The 15139-nt window shown below is 55.0% G+C and carries 13 protein-coding genes and 1 pseudogene; 10 read left to right on the top strand and 4 right to left on the bottom strand.

Translation table 11 applies throughout. The features are described from left to right. Window positions 1-94 precede the first annotated feature (94 nt). Complete coding sequence (locus ACOTWU_RS14940; RefSeq protein ID WP_023295128.1) at window positions 95-1525, bottom strand: 6-phospho-beta-glucosidase; 1431 nt, start codon at window positions 1523-1525, stop codon at window positions 95-97. Window positions 1526-1791: 266 nt separating this feature from the next. On the opposite strand from ACOTWU_RS14940, the gene purM reads away from it, so the two are divergent. The 4 genes from purM (at window position 1792) to ppx (ending at window position 7298) form a co-directional block, all read left to right on the top strand. After that, complete coding sequence (gene purM, locus ACOTWU_RS14935; protein WP_017383509.1) at window positions 1792-2829, top strand: phosphoribosylformylglycinamidine cyclo-ligase; 1038 nt, start codon at window positions 1792-1794, stop codon at window positions 2827-2829. Further along, on the top strand, window positions 2826-3467 hold the full coding sequence (gene purN, locus ACOTWU_RS14930) for a phosphoribosylglycinamide formyltransferase (protein ID WP_006811493.1): 642 nt from the start codon (window positions 2826-2828) through the stop codon (window positions 3465-3467). The genes purM and purN overlap by 4 nt, the downstream gene beginning before the upstream one ends. 228 nt (window positions 3468-3695) lie before the next feature. Beyond that, window positions 3696-5756, top strand: a complete 2061-nt coding sequence (gene ppk1 / locus ACOTWU_RS14925) for a polyphosphate kinase 1 (protein WP_032669402.1) — start codon at window positions 3696-3698, stop codon at window positions 5754-5756. A gap of 3 nt (window positions 5757-5759) precedes the next feature. Beyond that, window positions 5760-7298, top strand: coding sequence for an exopolyphosphatase (gene ppx, locus ACOTWU_RS14920; protein ID WP_032671813.1), 1539 nt, complete (start codon window positions 5760-5762; stop codon window positions 7296-7298). A gap of 4 nt (window positions 7299-7302) precedes the next feature. Here ppx and ACOTWU_RS14915 read toward each other — a convergent pair whose 3' ends face one another. Further along, window positions 7303-9543, bottom strand: coding sequence for an EAL domain-containing protein (locus tag ACOTWU_RS14915; RefSeq protein ID WP_063151566.1), 2241 nt, complete (start codon window positions 9541-9543; stop codon window positions 7303-7305). A 368-nt stretch (window positions 9544-9911) separates the two neighbouring features. On the opposite strand from ACOTWU_RS14915, the gene ACOTWU_RS14910 reads away from it, so the two are divergent. The 3 genes from ACOTWU_RS14910 to ACOTWU_RS14900 all read left to right on the top strand — a co-directional run bounded on the left by ACOTWU_RS14910 (window position 9912) and on the right by ACOTWU_RS14900 (window position 11463). Next, window positions 9912-10082: a YfgG family protein gene (locus tag ACOTWU_RS14910; protein WP_017383512.1), complete on the top strand. Its 171-nt coding sequence runs from the start codon at window positions 9912-9914 to the stop codon at window positions 10080-10082. Between the two features lie 156 nt (window positions 10083-10238). Beyond that, window positions 10239-10706, top strand: a complete 468-nt coding sequence (locus ACOTWU_RS14905; protein WP_017383513.1) for a DUF6130 family protein — start codon at window positions 10239-10241, stop codon at window positions 10704-10706. Window positions 10707-10716: 10 nt separating this feature from the next. Next, window positions 10717-11463, top strand: a complete 747-nt coding sequence (locus tag ACOTWU_RS14900; RefSeq protein WP_017383514.1) for an alpha/beta fold hydrolase — start codon at window positions 10717-10719, stop codon at window positions 11461-11463. A 129-nt stretch (window positions 11464-11592) separates the two neighbouring features. On the opposite strand, the gene ACOTWU_RS14895 is transcribed toward ACOTWU_RS14900, so the two are convergent. Beyond that, window positions 11593-12429, bottom strand: a complete 837-nt coding sequence (locus tag ACOTWU_RS14895; RefSeq protein ID WP_017383515.1) for a MipA/OmpV family protein — start codon at window positions 12427-12429, stop codon at window positions 11593-11595. Between the two features lie 203 nt (window positions 12430-12632). On the opposite strand from ACOTWU_RS14895, the gene ACOTWU_RS14890 reads away from it, so the two are divergent. The 3 genes and pseudogenes from ACOTWU_RS14890 to ACOTWU_RS14880 form a co-directional block, all read left to right on the top strand. Continuing rightward, window positions 12633-13310 (top strand): response regulator, encoded by a 678-nt coding sequence (locus ACOTWU_RS14890; RefSeq protein ID WP_017383516.1) that lies wholly within the window; start codon window positions 12633-12635, stop codon window positions 13308-13310. After that, a complete protein-coding gene (locus ACOTWU_RS14885; protein ID WP_026080624.1) occupies window positions 13310-14698 on the top strand; it encodes a sensor histidine kinase in 1389 nt (462 codons plus the stop codon). The genes ACOTWU_RS14890 and ACOTWU_RS14885 overlap by 1 nt, the downstream gene beginning before the upstream one ends. A 167-nt stretch (window positions 14699-14865) precedes the next feature. After that, a pseudogene (locus ACOTWU_RS14880) lies at window positions 14866-15063 on the top strand (transcriptional regulator); the annotation flags it as partial. On the opposite strand, the gene ACOTWU_RS14875 reads toward ACOTWU_RS14880, so the two are convergent. Then, the coding region (locus ACOTWU_RS14875) for a hypothetical protein (RefSeq protein WP_032084584.1) at window positions 15060-15139 on the bottom strand (80 nt) is incomplete at its 5' end. The pseudogene ACOTWU_RS14880 and the gene ACOTWU_RS14875 overlap by 4 nt on opposite strands.

Here is a 15139-nt window from a genome sequence, read left to right as displayed (position 1 = left end):
GCTCCGGCTTGGGTGCGGGATTCTGCCGGGTGGCGCTAACGCTTACCCGGCCTACACATCCCGTAGGCCCGGTAAGCGCAGCGCCACCGGGCAATTATAGCTGCTCTCCGTTGCTGGCAATCACCTGCTTATACCAGTCGAACGATTTCTTCTTGCTGCGGTTCAGCGTGCCGTTACCTTCGTTATCTTTATCGACAAAGATAAAGCCGTAGCGTTTTTTCATCTCGCCTGTGCCGGCAGAGACCAGGTCGATACAGCCCCACGGGGTATAGCCCATCAGATCCACGCCGTCTTCCACCACCGCTTTTTTCATCTCGCGGATATGCGCGGAAAGGTAGTCGATGCGGTACTGGTCGTTCACCGTGCCGTCGCTCTCCTGCACGTCGATCGCGCCAAAGCCGTTCTCAACGATAAACAGCGGCAGCTGGTAGTGATCCCAGAACCAGTTGAGGGAGTAGCGAAGCCCCACCGGGTCAATCTGCCAGCCCCAGTCCGATTTCTGCACGTACGGGTTAGAGACCAGGCTCTTGCTCTCGTCGTAGTCCAGCTGCGGGTTGTCCGCCGTCGCTTTGGTGGCGAAAGACATGTAGTAGCTGAACCCGATGTAATCCACGCAGCCCTGCGTCAGCGCCACTTTATCTTCTTCGGTGATATCCAGCGCGAAGCCGCGACGTTCAAAGTAGTTGAGCAGATGCTGCGGATACTTGCCGCGCACGTGAACGTCGGTGAACCAGTAGCGACGATGCATGGCGTTCATCGCCATCATCATATCGTCCGGGGCACAGGTCAGCGGATAGATGGGGCACATGGCAATCATGCAGCCGATTTGCAGCGACGGGTTGATCTCGCGCCCCGCCTTCACCGCCAGGGCACTGGCCACCAGCTCATAGTGCGCCGCCTGGAACATCACCGGCTCGCGATCTTCTCCCGGCGCATATTTCAGCCCGGAGTTGGTAAACGGCGCAAAGTCTTCGTGGAAGTTGGCCTGGTTGTTGATCTCGTTAAAGGTCATCCAGTACTTCACTTTATGCTGGTAGCGCTCAAAAACGACCTTCGCGAAGCGAACAAAGAAGTCGATCAGCTTACGGTTGCGCCAGCCGCCGTATTCCGTCACCAGGTGGAAAGGCATCTCGAAGTGGGAAAGCGTGATCACCGGCTCGATGCCGTGCTTCAGGCACTCGTCAAAAAGATCGTCATAGAATTTGAGTCCCGCTTCGTTCGGCTCCAGCTCGTCGCCTTTCGGGAAGATACGCGTCCAGGCGATGGAGGTGCGGAAGCATTTGAACCCCATCTCGGCAAAGAGTTTGATGTCTTCTTTATAGCGGTGATAGAAGTCGATGGCTTCGTGGTTTGGGTAATTTTTCCCCTCCAGCACGCCGTTGGTGATTTCACGCGGTACCCCGTGGGCGCCTGCCGTCATGACATCGGCAACGCTCACGCCCTTGCCGCCCTCTTTCCAGCCACCTTCGAGCTGGTGCGCCGCAACGGCCCCACCCCACAGAAAACCTGCTTTAAATCCTGACATTCGCTATCCCTCATTCTGCGTTATTTTCTGCAAAAACAGTTACAGAAACCGGTTTCAGTTTGATGATGTGCAAAGGGGATAGCCGTTGCAAGCAGATCGCCGAAACCGGTTTCATTTTCGTGAACAGAGTCAAGTTTGTTGCCCTGGACAGCCCGCACAGAAAAAAAGATCCTCGCGCCGAGAATAGGCTCGCAAACGTTTGCCTGGACTGTTAGAATTGCGCCGATTTTTCTTACTAGCTATGCAATCGCGTGGGGATTTAAGCCGTGACCAACAAAACTTCTCTCAGCTACAAAGATGCCGGTGTTGATATTGACGCAGGTAATGCGCTGGTTGACCGAATCAAAGGTGTGGTGAAAAAAACCCGCCGCCCGGAAGTGATGGGTGGCCTGGGTGGATTCGGCGCACTGTGCGCGCTGCCGCAAAAATATCGTGAACCTGTGCTGGTCTCGGGTACGGATGGTGTCGGTACAAAACTGCGCCTGGCGATGGATCTTAAGCGTCACGATACGATTGGTATCGATCTGGTGGCGATGTGCGTCAACGACCTGGTGGTACAGGGCGCCGAGCCGCTGTTCTTCCTCGATTACTACGCGACCGGCAAGCTGGACGTGGATACCGCAGCCAGCGTCATTAACGGTATCGCCGAAGGCTGCCTGCAATCCGGCTGTGCGCTGGTCGGCGGTGAAACCGCGGAAATGCCTGGCATGTATCACGGTGAAGATTATGACGTCGCAGGCTTCTGCGTCGGCGTGGTAGAAAAATCAGAAATTATCGACGGCAGCAAAGTGGCTGACGGCGATGTGCTGGTTGCGCTGGCCTCCAGCGGTCCGCACTCCAACGGCTACTCTCTGGTGCGTAAAATCCTCGAAGTGAGCGGTTGCGACCCGCTGACCACCGAACTGGACGGCAAACCGCTGGCCGATCACCTGCTGGCCCCGACCCGCATCTACGTGAAAAACGTGCTGGAACTGATTGAGAACGTCGACGTGCACGCCATCGCTCACCTCACCGGTGGCGGCTTCTGGGAAAACATTCCGCGCGTGCTGCCGGACAATACCCAGGCGGTGATCGACGCATCCTCATGGCAGTGGCCGTCTGTCTTCAACTGGCTGCAAACCGCAGGCAACGTGAGCTCTCACGAAATGTACCGCACCTTTAACTGCGGCGTGGGCATGGTTATCGCCCTGCCCGCCAGCGAAGCGGATAAAGCGGTTAAACTGCTGACAGAAAAAGGTGAAAACGCGTGGAAAATCGGTACGATTAAAGCTTCCGATTCCGAACAGCGTGTGGTCATTGAATGAAAAACATCGTGGTGCTCATTTCCGGCAACGGAAGCAATTTGCAGGCAATCATAGACGCCTGCAAACAGAAGAAAATCAATGGCACCATTCGGGCAGTATTCAGCAACAAGGCCGATGCATTCGGCCTTGAGCGCGCGCGGGAAGCGAACATTCCTGCGCACGCGCTGGAAGCCAGCCAGTTCGCCGGGCGTGAAGCCTTTGACCGTGAGCTGGTGCAGGAGATTGACGCCTACGCACCTGACGTGGTGGTGCTGGCAGGCTACATGCGCATCCTGAGCCCGGCTTTTGTTGCACACTACGCCGGACGACTGCTCAATATCCACCCTTCCCTGCTGCCAAAATACCCCGGTCTGCACACCCATCGTCAGGTGCTGGAGAACGGCGATGAGGAGCATGGTACCTCCGTGCATTTCGTTACCGACGAGCTGGACGGTGGTCCGGTGATTTTGCAGGCAAAAGTACCGGTCTTTGACGGCGACAACGAAGACGACGTGACCGAACGTGTGCAGACGCAGGAACACGCCATTTATCCGCTGGTGGTAAGCTGGTTTGTCGATGGACGTCTGGAGATGCGCAACGGCGCAGCCTGGCTGGACGGCGTGAAGTTGCCCCCGCAGGGTTATGCGGCCGAAGAGTAGTCTGTTTGAATTGCCCGGCGGCGCTTCGCTTGCACGGGCCTACGGTCCCGTAGGCCGAGGTAAGCGCAGCGCCACCCGCCCCCCCCTTCCCCAACCCTCTAAATTCCCCAACAAAAAAATAACTGTCATACTTTTCTGGCACTGTTGGACATATCGTGGAAATGCTCGCCATAATAAGGACGAGACGGATTTACCACGTCCTGTGATTGAACTGGAGTGTGAGCTGTAATGGGTCAGGAAAAGTTATACATCGAGAAAGAGCTAAGCTGGTTAGCATTCAACGAACGTGTACTTCAGGAAGCGGCCGATAAAAGCAACCCGCTGATTGAACGTATGCGTTTTTTAGGCATCTATTCCAACAATCTGGATGAGTTCTACAAGGTTCGCTTCGCCGAACTGAAACGGCGAATCATCATCAGCGAAGAACAGGGCTTAAACTCCCACTCGCGGCATCTGCTTGGAAAAATCCAGTCTCGCGTCATGAAAGCCGATCAGGAATTTGATGGCCTCTATAACGAACTGCTGCTGGAAATGGCACGCAACCAAATCTTCCTGATCAACGAACGCCAGCTCTCCGCGAATCAGCAAAACTGGCTGCGCCACTATTTCAAACATTATCTGCGCCAGCACATTACCCCGATTCTGATCAACCGTGAAACCGATCTGGTGCAGTTCCTGAAAGATGATTACACCTATCTGGCGGTAGAAATCATTCGTGGTGAGACCATTAACTACGCGTTGCTGGAAATACCGTCTGATAAAGTCCCACGCTTTGTAAACCTGCCGCCGGAAACCCCGCGCCGGCGTAAGCCGATGATCCTGCTGGATAACATCCTGCGCTACTGCCTGGACGATATCTTCAAAGGCTTCTTCGATTACGACGCGCTCAACGCCTACTCGATGAAGATGACCCGTGACGCCGAGTACGATCTGGTGCATGAGATGGAGGCCAGCATGATGGAGCTGATGTCTTCCAGCCTCAAGCAGCGCCTGACGGCGGAGCCGGTGCGGTTTGTCTATCAACGCGATATGCCGGACGCGATGGTGGAGATGCTGCGCGATAAGCTGACCATCTCCCGCTACGACTCCATTATCCCCGGTGGGCGTTACCACAACTTTAAAGATTTCATTGGCTTCCCGAACGTCGGCAAGGCCAATCTGGTGAACAAACCGCTGCCGCGCCTGCGCCATATCTGGTTCGATAAGTTCCGCAACGGGTTCGACGCCATCCGCGAACGGGATGTGCTGCTCTACTATCCGTATCACACCTTTGAACACGTGCTGGAATTGCTGCGTCAGGCCTCGTTCGATCCGAACGTGCTGGCGATCAAAATCAACATTTATCGCGTGGCGAAAGATTCCCGTATCATCGATGCGATGATCCACGCGGCGCACAACGGCAAGAAAGTGACCGTGGTGGTTGAGCTCCAGGCTCGCTTCGACGAGGAGGCCAACATCCACTGGGCGCGCCGACTGACGGAAGCGGGCGTACACGTCATCTTCTCCGCGCCAGGGCTGAAAATTCACGCCAAGCTGTTCCTGATCTCCCGTAAAGAGGGCGAGGACGTGGTGCGCTACGCCCATATCGGTACCGGGAACTTTAACGAGAAAACCGCGAGAATCTACACCGACTATTCGCTGCTGACTGCCGATGCCCGCATCACCAACGAAGTGCGTCGGGTGTTCAACTTCATTGAGAACCCGTACCGCCCGGTGAGCTTCGATTATCTGCTGGTGTCACCGCAGAACTCACGGCGCCTGCTGTACGATATGATCGATAAAGAGATTGCCAATGCGCAGAACGGCTTGTCGTCCGGCATCACGCTGAAGCTCAACAATCTGGTGGACAAAGGGCTGGTGGACCGCCTGTACGCAGCCTCCAGCTCCGGCGTTCCGGTAAATCTGCTCATTCGCGGCATGTGCTCGCTCATTCCGGAACTGGAAGGCATCAGCGACAATATCCGCGTGATCAGCATTGTGGATCGCTATCTTGAACACGATCGCGTCTATATTTTCGATAACGCCGGTGATAAGCGCGTATACCTCTCGTCCGCCGACTGGATGACGCGTAACATTGATTACCGTATTGAAGTGGCGGCACCGCTGCTGGATCCTCGCCTTAAGCAGCGTATCCTGGACATTATCGAGATCCTGTTCAGCGATACGGTGAAAGCACGTTATATCGACAAAGAACTCAGTAATCGCTACGTACCGCGCGGCAACCGCCGTAAAGTGCGCTCGCAGCTGGCGATTTACGATTACATTAAATCACTTGAGCAATCCGATTAACCTATGCCAATAAACGATAATACCCCACGCCCGCAGGAGTTCGCCGCGGTCGATCTTGGCTCAAACAGTTTCCATATGGTCATCGCCCGCGAGGTGGATGGCGCGATGCAGATCATCGGTCGTCTGAAGCAGCGTGTGCATCTGGCCGATGGACTCGACGCGCGTAACATGCTGAGCGAAGAGGCCATGGAGCGCGGGCTGAACTGTCTGTCGCTGTTCGCAGAACGTTTGCAAGGCTTTTCGCCGTCCAGCGTCTGCATCGTCGGGACGCATACGCTACGCCAGGCGCTGAACGCGCCGGAGTTTCTTAAGCGCGCGGAAAAGGTTATCCCCTACCCGATTGAGATCATCTCCGGTAACGAAGAAGCGCGCCTGATTTTTATGGGCGTGGAGCATACGCAGCCGGAAAAAGGCCGCAAGCTGGTGATTGATATCGGCGGTGGTTCCACGGAACTGGTGATTGGCGAAGACTTCGAGCCGCGTCTGGTGGAAAGCCGCCGTATGGGCTGCGTCAGCTTCGCGCAGATGTATTTCCCGGGCGGCGTCATCACCCGCGAAAACTTCCAGCGCGCGCGCATGGCCGCCGTACAAAAACTCGAAAATCTGGCCTGGCAATACCGTATTCAGGGCTGGAACGTGGCGCTGGGCGCATCGGGTTCGATTAAAGCGGCCCATGAAGTGCTGCTGGCAATGGGTGAAAAAGACGGGTTTATTACGCCTGAGCGCCTGGTGAAACTCACCGAAGAGGTGCTTAAGCATAAGAGCTTCGACGCCCTGAGTTTGCCGGGTCTGTCCGACGAACGTAAAGCCGTGTTCGTACCGGGGCTGGCGATCCTCTGCGGCGTGTTTGACGCGCTGGCGATCAAAGAGCTGCGCCTCTCTGACGGCGCCCTGCGTGAAGGCGTACTGTATGAGATGGAAGGCCGTTTCCGTCATCAGGATATTCGCAGCCGCACCGCGCAGAGCCTGGCCAACCAGTACAACATCGACCGCGAACAGGCGAAACGGGTGCTGGAAACCACGGTTCAGATGTACGAGCAGTGGGAGGAGCAGAATCCGAAGCTGGCGCATCCGCAGCTGGCCGCGCTGTTGAAATGGGCCGCCATGTTGCACGAGGTGGGGCTGAACATTAACCACAGCGGAATGCATCGCCATTCAGCCTATATTCTGCAAAACAGCGATCTGCCTGGTTTCAACCAGGAGCAGCAAACCATGATGGCGACGCTGGTGCGCTATCACCGCAAAGCCATCAAGCTCGACGATCTGCCGCGCTTTACGTTATTTAAGAAAAAGCAGTTCCTGCCGCTCATTCAGCTGTTGCGCCTGGGCGTGTTGCTCAATAATCAGCGACAGGCAACCACCACGCCGCCGACGCTGAAGCTAAAAACGGATGACTATCACTGGACGCTGAGCTTCCCGAACGACTGGTTTAGCCAGAACGCGCTGGTGCTGCTGGATCTGGAAAAAGAGCAGCAGTACTGGGAAGCGGTCACCGGCTGGCTGCTGAAGATTGAAGAAGAGAGTTCTGAGGCGGCAGCGTAACGGCTCAGGCGGTCTCCTGAGAAGGCTGCGTGTTGAGCAACGTATTAAGCTCAGCCGGCAACCCAATCAAATAGCCCTGCACATAATCGATACCTAGCGCGTGTACCGCGCTACGTATCTCTTCCGTTTCCACATATTCCGCCACCACCAGCATTTTCTTCATCCGGGCCAGATGGCAAATGGAAGCCACAATCTGGTAATCCAGGCTGTTGCTGACAATATTGCGAATAAAACCGCCGTCGATTTTGAGAATGTCTGCGTCCACGCTTTTTAACCGCGCATAGCTGGCGTAGCCCGTGCCAAAATCATCAATGGCGATCCGGATGCCCATTTTTTGTAATTTCCTGAGGGTCGACGCCGCCAGATCCGCATGACCAAAGGCGCTGCTTTCGGTCACTTCAAAGATCAGCTGCCACGCTTCAACGGCGTATTTGGCTAACAGGCGGCTCACTTCAAGCGGGAACTGCGCCCTGTAGGCGGTAGAAGGTGCGAGGTTGATCGCAAAGCGCTGGCCCGGTAAACGCTGGCGGTGCTGTGCCAGAAAACTCAACGTACGCTCCAGTACCCATAAATCAACACGCGACGATAAACCAAACTCCTGTGCAATGGGCAGGAACTGCTCGGGAAAGATCAGCGCCCCGTTATCATCACGCATTCGCAGCAGCACCTCGTGATAACAATCACCGCGCAGCCCGCGAACGGGCTGAACCAGCAGGGTAAAAGCGTCCTGCTCCAGCGCGGCCTGCAAACGACTCATCATCGCGACCTTATCTTTCAGGCTACGCTGCAAATGAACAGCCCCGCGCTGCTGAAGATTTTCCGGGTGGTTGGTAGAAAGGGAGAGATCGGCCACGATGCCCAGTTCCCCCAGCACCAGATAGAGATGATTGACGGGTGAGCGTACATAGCAATAGCTCACGCCGACCTGAGGCTGTACCGGCATACCATCCCAGATAAAAACAAACTGCTTGATATGCTCGTCCAGCGTTTCAATGCGCTGTTGATGCGACTCCGCCTCCAGACGCACCGCCATGTCATACCCGGTGAGGTGATAGACTCGCTCATTGGGCTGAAGGGTACCGTTTATCCATTGCGCCAGCTGCTGTTTATACTGGATCCGCAGCATCACGCCGTAATTGCGTCCCAGCACCTCCAGCTCGGGCACGCGCAGTAAACAGAGCGCTGACCACGGATGACTGGCCAGCTCGCGCGACAGCGCCCGCAGGTTGGGCATATGCACCACCGGATCGAGAAAAGCCTGACTGCGGGAGCGAATATTGATGGCCCGCTGACGTGTCGCCAGCATCGACATGTACGTCACAACGAAGGAAAAGACCAGATAGCTGGATGAGGTGATCGCCAGCTGAATGCCATACCCCTCTTGCACCGGAATGTAGTGATAAAAAAAGTGAATCGACACCAGCAGGACCGGCGTCCAGATGAGTGACATCAGCTTGTAGCCAAAGCGCATCGCCCCCCAGAGCATCACGGGCATCAGCAGGGACAAGGTGTAGTTGGTACTGAAAATGGAACTGTTTGCATTCATAGGCAGCAGCAGCATGACCAGCAACCCGCCCAGGGCTATAAACCACACCACAAACTCAAAGGCCGTCACCTTTTTGTCTATTTGCGCGCGGAGCTGGGACATCAGTCCCTTGATATAGCGCGGATGACGTATCAGACGGATCAGCAGGTAGCTTAGCGGCACGCCCGTCAGCCCGCTCACCAGCAGCCCCTGATAGTTAATAAGGGTCCGAATATTGAGGGGATTCAGTCCTGCGAGGCTCTGGCGGCTCTCATAGACGCCGAGATAGACCGCAAACTGAAACAGCAGCAGAAATAGCGTTGCCGGGCAAAACACCTGCCAGAAAATACGCTGCCCCATCAGGCGTATGTCACCGTAAGCGGTCATATTGCGCCGGGGCGCAAACACGCGATAACCGCCCCAGCTGAGCACCAGAGGAACGATAAAATGCAGAATGCCGGCCATGGCTTCAAATAACCCAACGGAGGGGTAATAACGTAAAAACAGCGACACCACCACCCCGGGGAGGGCTTCCAGGCCAAAGAATAACATCAGCGTCAGCAAAAAGGAGAGCGGGAGATAATAGAGCGCAACGATACCGTCGCCCAACTGCGTTAAGGTATTAGCCACACTAAGCACCGGGAGTAACACGACGGGTAAAATAAGAGGAAGTGCCCACCAGCGGTCTTTATTTTGCTTCAGGATGTGGTGAATATTCATAGATGCTCGTTTACAACCCTTGCGCTCCAGAGGGTAAATGAAGACAGGCATCCAACCTGACGTACACGTTGCCTGGAAAATTCCTGGCAAGCACAGTGGAGGAGGGATTTTAAATATCAACGACGGGATGCGGTTGACCTAAATCAAATTAATTTATCTGAATAAACCTTTCTTACGTTTTTTTTGAATATTTTTCCTGTAATTATCAATGCGATAAATAAAAGCGTTGTTTTTAATAACATAAATTAATGTAAGCATTGACGCTATTTTACATTTCGCCGAATTGACCCTGACTTGCGGCTGTGCCTTAATAGCCGTATCGCCCAAAAGGGTATACTCAGGAAAAGAAAGTGAGTCAGGCTACGCGTATGCGAAAACGACATCGATTTAACACCCGGATGACCCGCATCATACTGCTTATCAGTTTCCTGTTTTTCTTTGGCCGCTTTGTTTATTCCTCCATTGGCGCCTGGTATCACCATCAGGACAAAATTCAGTCGCAGCAATCAGGTCTTGTGGTGGATTCGCCCGAGCGCTAAAGCGTGTTCGCTCCCGGAAGACAAACTGTATCGCACTGTATCCCGAGCGCTACGCTGACAAACCGGTACAAAACGCCCGCAAAAGCAAACATCCCCGATACATAAAAATGGTCTTCTGTATCCCTCGCCATAATAAACTGATGAGGAGAGACACAGATGATTCGTCGATATTTCCTGCTTCCTGTATTTGCGCTGACGTCCTTTGCTGGCGCAATGGCCGCACCGTTGGATGGCCTGAGCGCCGCTGATGTCAACGGTCCAGCCGCCGTCGCCCCGCCTGAACACCCCCAGCCGCCAGCAAAACTGATTGTCGATCCGCCGCTGCCGGGACCGCTAAGTAAAGGTGCGGTCTTTATTCAGTACCGTGTCGAAAACCTGCGCATTGAACCTGTATTTGGACCCGACGCGCTGAAAGTCACTCCGCGTATCGGCCATATTCACGTTGTGGTGGATGACGCGCCCTGGCACTGGGCTGATACCAGCGGCGAGCCGGTGATCCTGGTCGGGCTGCCCGCAGGAAAGCACAAAGTGACGATCGTCGTTGCCGACCCGACGCATAAACCCATCGACCATAAAACCGTTGAATTCACCGTGCCGCCACACGCCGCGGTTCATCACTTTTAAGGAGCCTGTTATGAAAGCATTGTCTGTATTAACAGCGATGGTGCTGGCGGTTTCCACCAGCGCGCTGGCAGAGACGAAAGCCAGCGTGGTGCTGGTGCACGGGGCGTTTGCCGACGGCAGCAGCTGGAATAAGGTGATTACCCGGCTGCAAAAACACCATACCGAGGTCATTGCGGTACAACTTCCGCTCACGTCTCTGAAAGATGATGTCGCCGCCACGCAGCGTGCTATCGCCCGGGCTCATGGGGATGTGGTGCTGGTCGGTCACTCCTGGGGCGGGACGGTAATCAGCGAGGCGGGAAACAATGCCCGCGTGAAGTCACTGGTTTACGTTGCCGCTTTTGCGCCGGATTCCGGCCAGTCGACGGCAGATCTGGCAAATAGCTACCCTGCTCCGCCAGGGACCGCCAGCCTCGCTAAAACCACAGAGGGGTATTTATATCTGCCGACAAAAGCGGTCAGCGAGAATTTTGCCCCTGACGTGAAGGACGTTGAGCGCAGCGTGATTGCCACGACGCAGGGCCCCATTAAGGCCGATGCGTTTGGGGAGAAAATCGCGCATGCCGCCTGGCATGACAAACCGAGCTGGTATGTGGTCAGCAAAAATGACCGGATGATCAATCCTGAGCTAGAGCGCGCAATGGCGAAGAAAATCAACGCCAACACCACGGAGGTAGCGGCAAGCCATGTATCGATGGTCAGCCAGCCGGACGTCATTACCCGTACGATTGAACAGGCGTTATCGGGTCAACAGTGATAAAAAAGCCCGCATGATGAACGGTCCGACTTTGGGCCACGCCATCCTGCGGGCTTTATGCACTTCCGGCTCCTGCAACGGGGTTATGTGCGGTTTTGTCACAAACGCACCTTCCCCCTCGCTGAACCATCAGAAGCTGTACGTCACCTTCAAACTTCCCACAGGAGACGTTTTTCGCTGAACAATGGGGCTATCGCCAGCCTCTCCCGTCAGCTGCGTAACGCCAGCTGCGGCAAGCAGGCTCCAGCGGGAGGTAAGCTTATGGGTCCAGTCCAGGTTCAGCGAATACGCATATATTCCCGATCCGGCATCGTGTCGGGCAAAACCCGATGCGGCCGACTGGGCGGCATTCACCCCGTAGTAGGTTTGCACATACTTACTGGATCCCCAGCTACCGGTCAGCGCCAGCGCTAACACATTTTTCGGAGATGTATAGAGCGGGCTGGCAATGCCGAAATGCACAGCTTCACCATTGTCTCTCTCAGAAACCGGGACCTCTGCCTGCAACTGCACGGTCAGCCAGTCAGTCACCCTGTATCCCAGCCCTGGCACAACGATAGCTGAGCCTTTAATGTCACCCATTCCTCGCAGGTCGTCGCTGCCGGAGGCGATCGAATCGCTGCTTACGTCGCGATCCTTACGTCCTGCGCGATAGCTCAGCGCTGCGTTGTAGTCCAGGTTACCAAAGCTGTTGCCGTAGCCGATCCCCCGCGTGGTGCTGACAAAAAAACCATTGGCCATCGCGTAATCAACCACCTGAGCCGCAGAGACCCGGCTCTTGTCCGAACCGGAATAGCGTGGCGCAACATCCACGCCGCCTCCCAGGGTTAACACGTTGCCCTGAGGCTGATCTGCCGCCAGGGTCGGGGTAGCCAGTAACGCCAGGACGGCCCCCGGCAAGATGCTTTTCATGCTGCGACCGATGCGTGAACGGGGGAAACTATGACGCAGTTTGATGTTTCTCATTAAAGAAGCCCTTTGGATTCAGATAATTGCGATACAAGCGGTGTTAAACGCCAGAGCGCCCATTCTGAATACTCACCCTAAGGTTCTTATGAGCCGTAAATGAAGAAATGCTGAAGCACGTGAAGGTTCTGTAAACCCTGAAGAATTCCTGTTACCGTTTTTTCTTCAGTTGTTCTTCATGCACTGTTGATACAGTTACCAATGTGAAAATTCTACTAATTGAAGACGACCTGGATCTCGGCAATGGCGTGCGTATCGCCCTTGCAGATCAAGGATTTGATGTCATATGGGTACGCCGCAAAGAGGATGCGCTGCATCAGCTTGGGATCTGCGTGCCGGAACTTATTTTGCTCGACCTGGGGCTGCCCGATGGCGATGGCATGAGCCTGATGACGCGCCTGCGTCAACAGCTTAAGGGCGTCCCCGTCATCATCCTGACGGCGCGAGGCACGCTACAGGACCGCCTGTGCGGGCTGGATGCAGGTGCAGACGATTATCTGGTCAAACCTTTTGTTCTCGCCGAACTGCTGGCGCGCGTGAGAGCCCTTGCGCGGCGCAGTTACGGTTTTGAAAATGAGGCAATAGAAATTCGCGGTTTGTCGCTTCATATTCCGACGCGTCGCGTAACGGTGAGCGCACGCCACGTTGAGCTGACGGCAAGCGAATATGCGCTGCTTGAAACGTTAATGCTACGCGCCGATCGCGTGCTTACGCGACGGTATCTGGAAGAAAGGATATTTGGCACGAAAGAAAACCTCAGCAACGCGCTTGACGTGCATATGGGTAACCTGCGGCGAAAAATTGGCGATGGCTTTGTGCGAACGGTAAGAGGCGTTGGGTATGTCATCGATACCGTACCCGTTCAGAAGGCGGCAGGTTGATGCGTAATTTTTGGCACCACCTCCGGCTTCCCACGCTGGTCAGGCGAATGCTGGTCGCCCAGATGCTGCTGCTTACGTTGCTCTGGTGTCTCTTTTTAACCTTCATTTTGCTGGAAGACCTGCGTAGCCCTCCCATACTGACGGGCAGTGAGACTTATGAAACCGTTTTTTCCCTGGTGGAGAGTATGGACGATCGTCCGCAGGCGCGTGATGCTGTGCTGGCAGCGTTCAGCAAGGCTCTGCGGGAGGGGTATGGCGGCGGCGAAGATCCGGAGCTGTCCATCAACCTCATTGTTCGCAAGAATAACGAGATTATTTTTTCTTCGGATGGTGCGCCGACGGGGGTAAAAAATAGCCGTCTGGGGGTCATGCAGCATGTCCAGAGTGAGGACCATACATGGACGAGCCGTACCCTCAAATCCGCGCACTCCGACGTGGAAGTCACCCTTTTTACCCCTGCCGGTAGCTGGAATTTCTTTATCTATCTGAACTCGCGCGGCTACTACGTCATGCCGCTGATGATATGCATCCCTTTTCTTCTGTTCCCCGCGTGGCTGTCCATCCGCATCGCGATGCGCCCCTGGAACAAGGTGGTGAATGAAATTTCATTGCGCACGCCGGACGATCTCTCGCCTTTAAAAGCCGTCCCCAGACACAGGGAGCTTCGCCAGACAGTCGACGCGATTAATGACTTTCTGGCCAGGGTGCGGGAAAGCGCCGAAAGGGAAAGAATGTTTATTGCCGATGCCGCACACGAACTGCGTACGCCTCTGGCCGCGATGCGGATCAACGTCGAGGCGTTGCAGTCCTGGGTCATCAGCGAAAGCCAGCAGGAGCTGCTTGCGGGCATTGTTAGCAGCAATAGCCGTGCTGCGCGTCTCGTCAATCAGCTTCTGCTGATGATGCACAGCGAAGCGCACATCAGCACGGTGATGTCGCCTGTGCCGCTGACGACGCTTATTCAGGAGCGAATGGCTGCCCTGGAACCACTGGCGTCCGGGCGCAGAATTGAGTTTGAATTCATCGCCGATGATGAAATCCATGTCGCAGGCATTCGGGAACGTCTGGTATCGCTGATCGACAATTTGATTGAGAATGCCGTGAAGTACAGCCCTGAGGGTGGACGCATTGAGGTACAACTGCAATCGCGTGACAAGTCCGCTCAGCTGCGCGTCTCAGACGCGGGTCCCGGCATTCCGGTTGAATTGCGGGAGCGTGTGTTCGACAGGTTCTTCCGCGATCCTAATCAGACCCAAAGCGGGAGTGGACTGGGGCTTGCTATCGTTAAAGCCGTTACGCAGCAACACAACGGCAGGGTCAATCTGAGTAAGTCAGCCGAAGGCGGTCTTATGGTGACCGTTGATTTCCCGAATCCGGCGTTCGCATGAACGTAAACGCGGCGCTACACGTCCTGACATGTGTCAGCGCAGCGTTACTTCACGTATGCCGCAGATTGCTTCAATAAAATTACCGTATTTGTTATATTGTTACTTACTGATTATTCACCTCTGCGGTGCCAAAAAGAACAAGATTCACCGCAACCCAGGACAGAAAAATGTTAGATTACCGCTTCCCGACAGCTTTGCAGATGGTTCTCAGCGTAGCGATGGCGGAGCAATCGGGTGAACGTTCGACGAGTGCAATCCTGGCTTACGGCCTGGAAGCGAATCCGAGCTTTATCCGCAAATTAATGGTTCCTCTCGCCCGCGACGGCATTATCGTCTCCACGCTTGGCCCTGAGAGATCCCCTCATAATTTCCCCAAAGCGTAACCATGTGTGAATAAATTTTGAGCTAGTAGGGTTGCAGCCACGAGTAAGTCTTCCCTTG

The organism is Enterobacter cloacae complex sp. GYL001 (assembly GCF_049237125.1).
Lineage (GTDB): Bacteria > Pseudomonadota > Gammaproteobacteria > Enterobacterales > Enterobacteriaceae > Enterobacter > Enterobacter hormaechei_C.
This window is presented reverse-complemented; position numbering and strand designations above follow the sequence as displayed.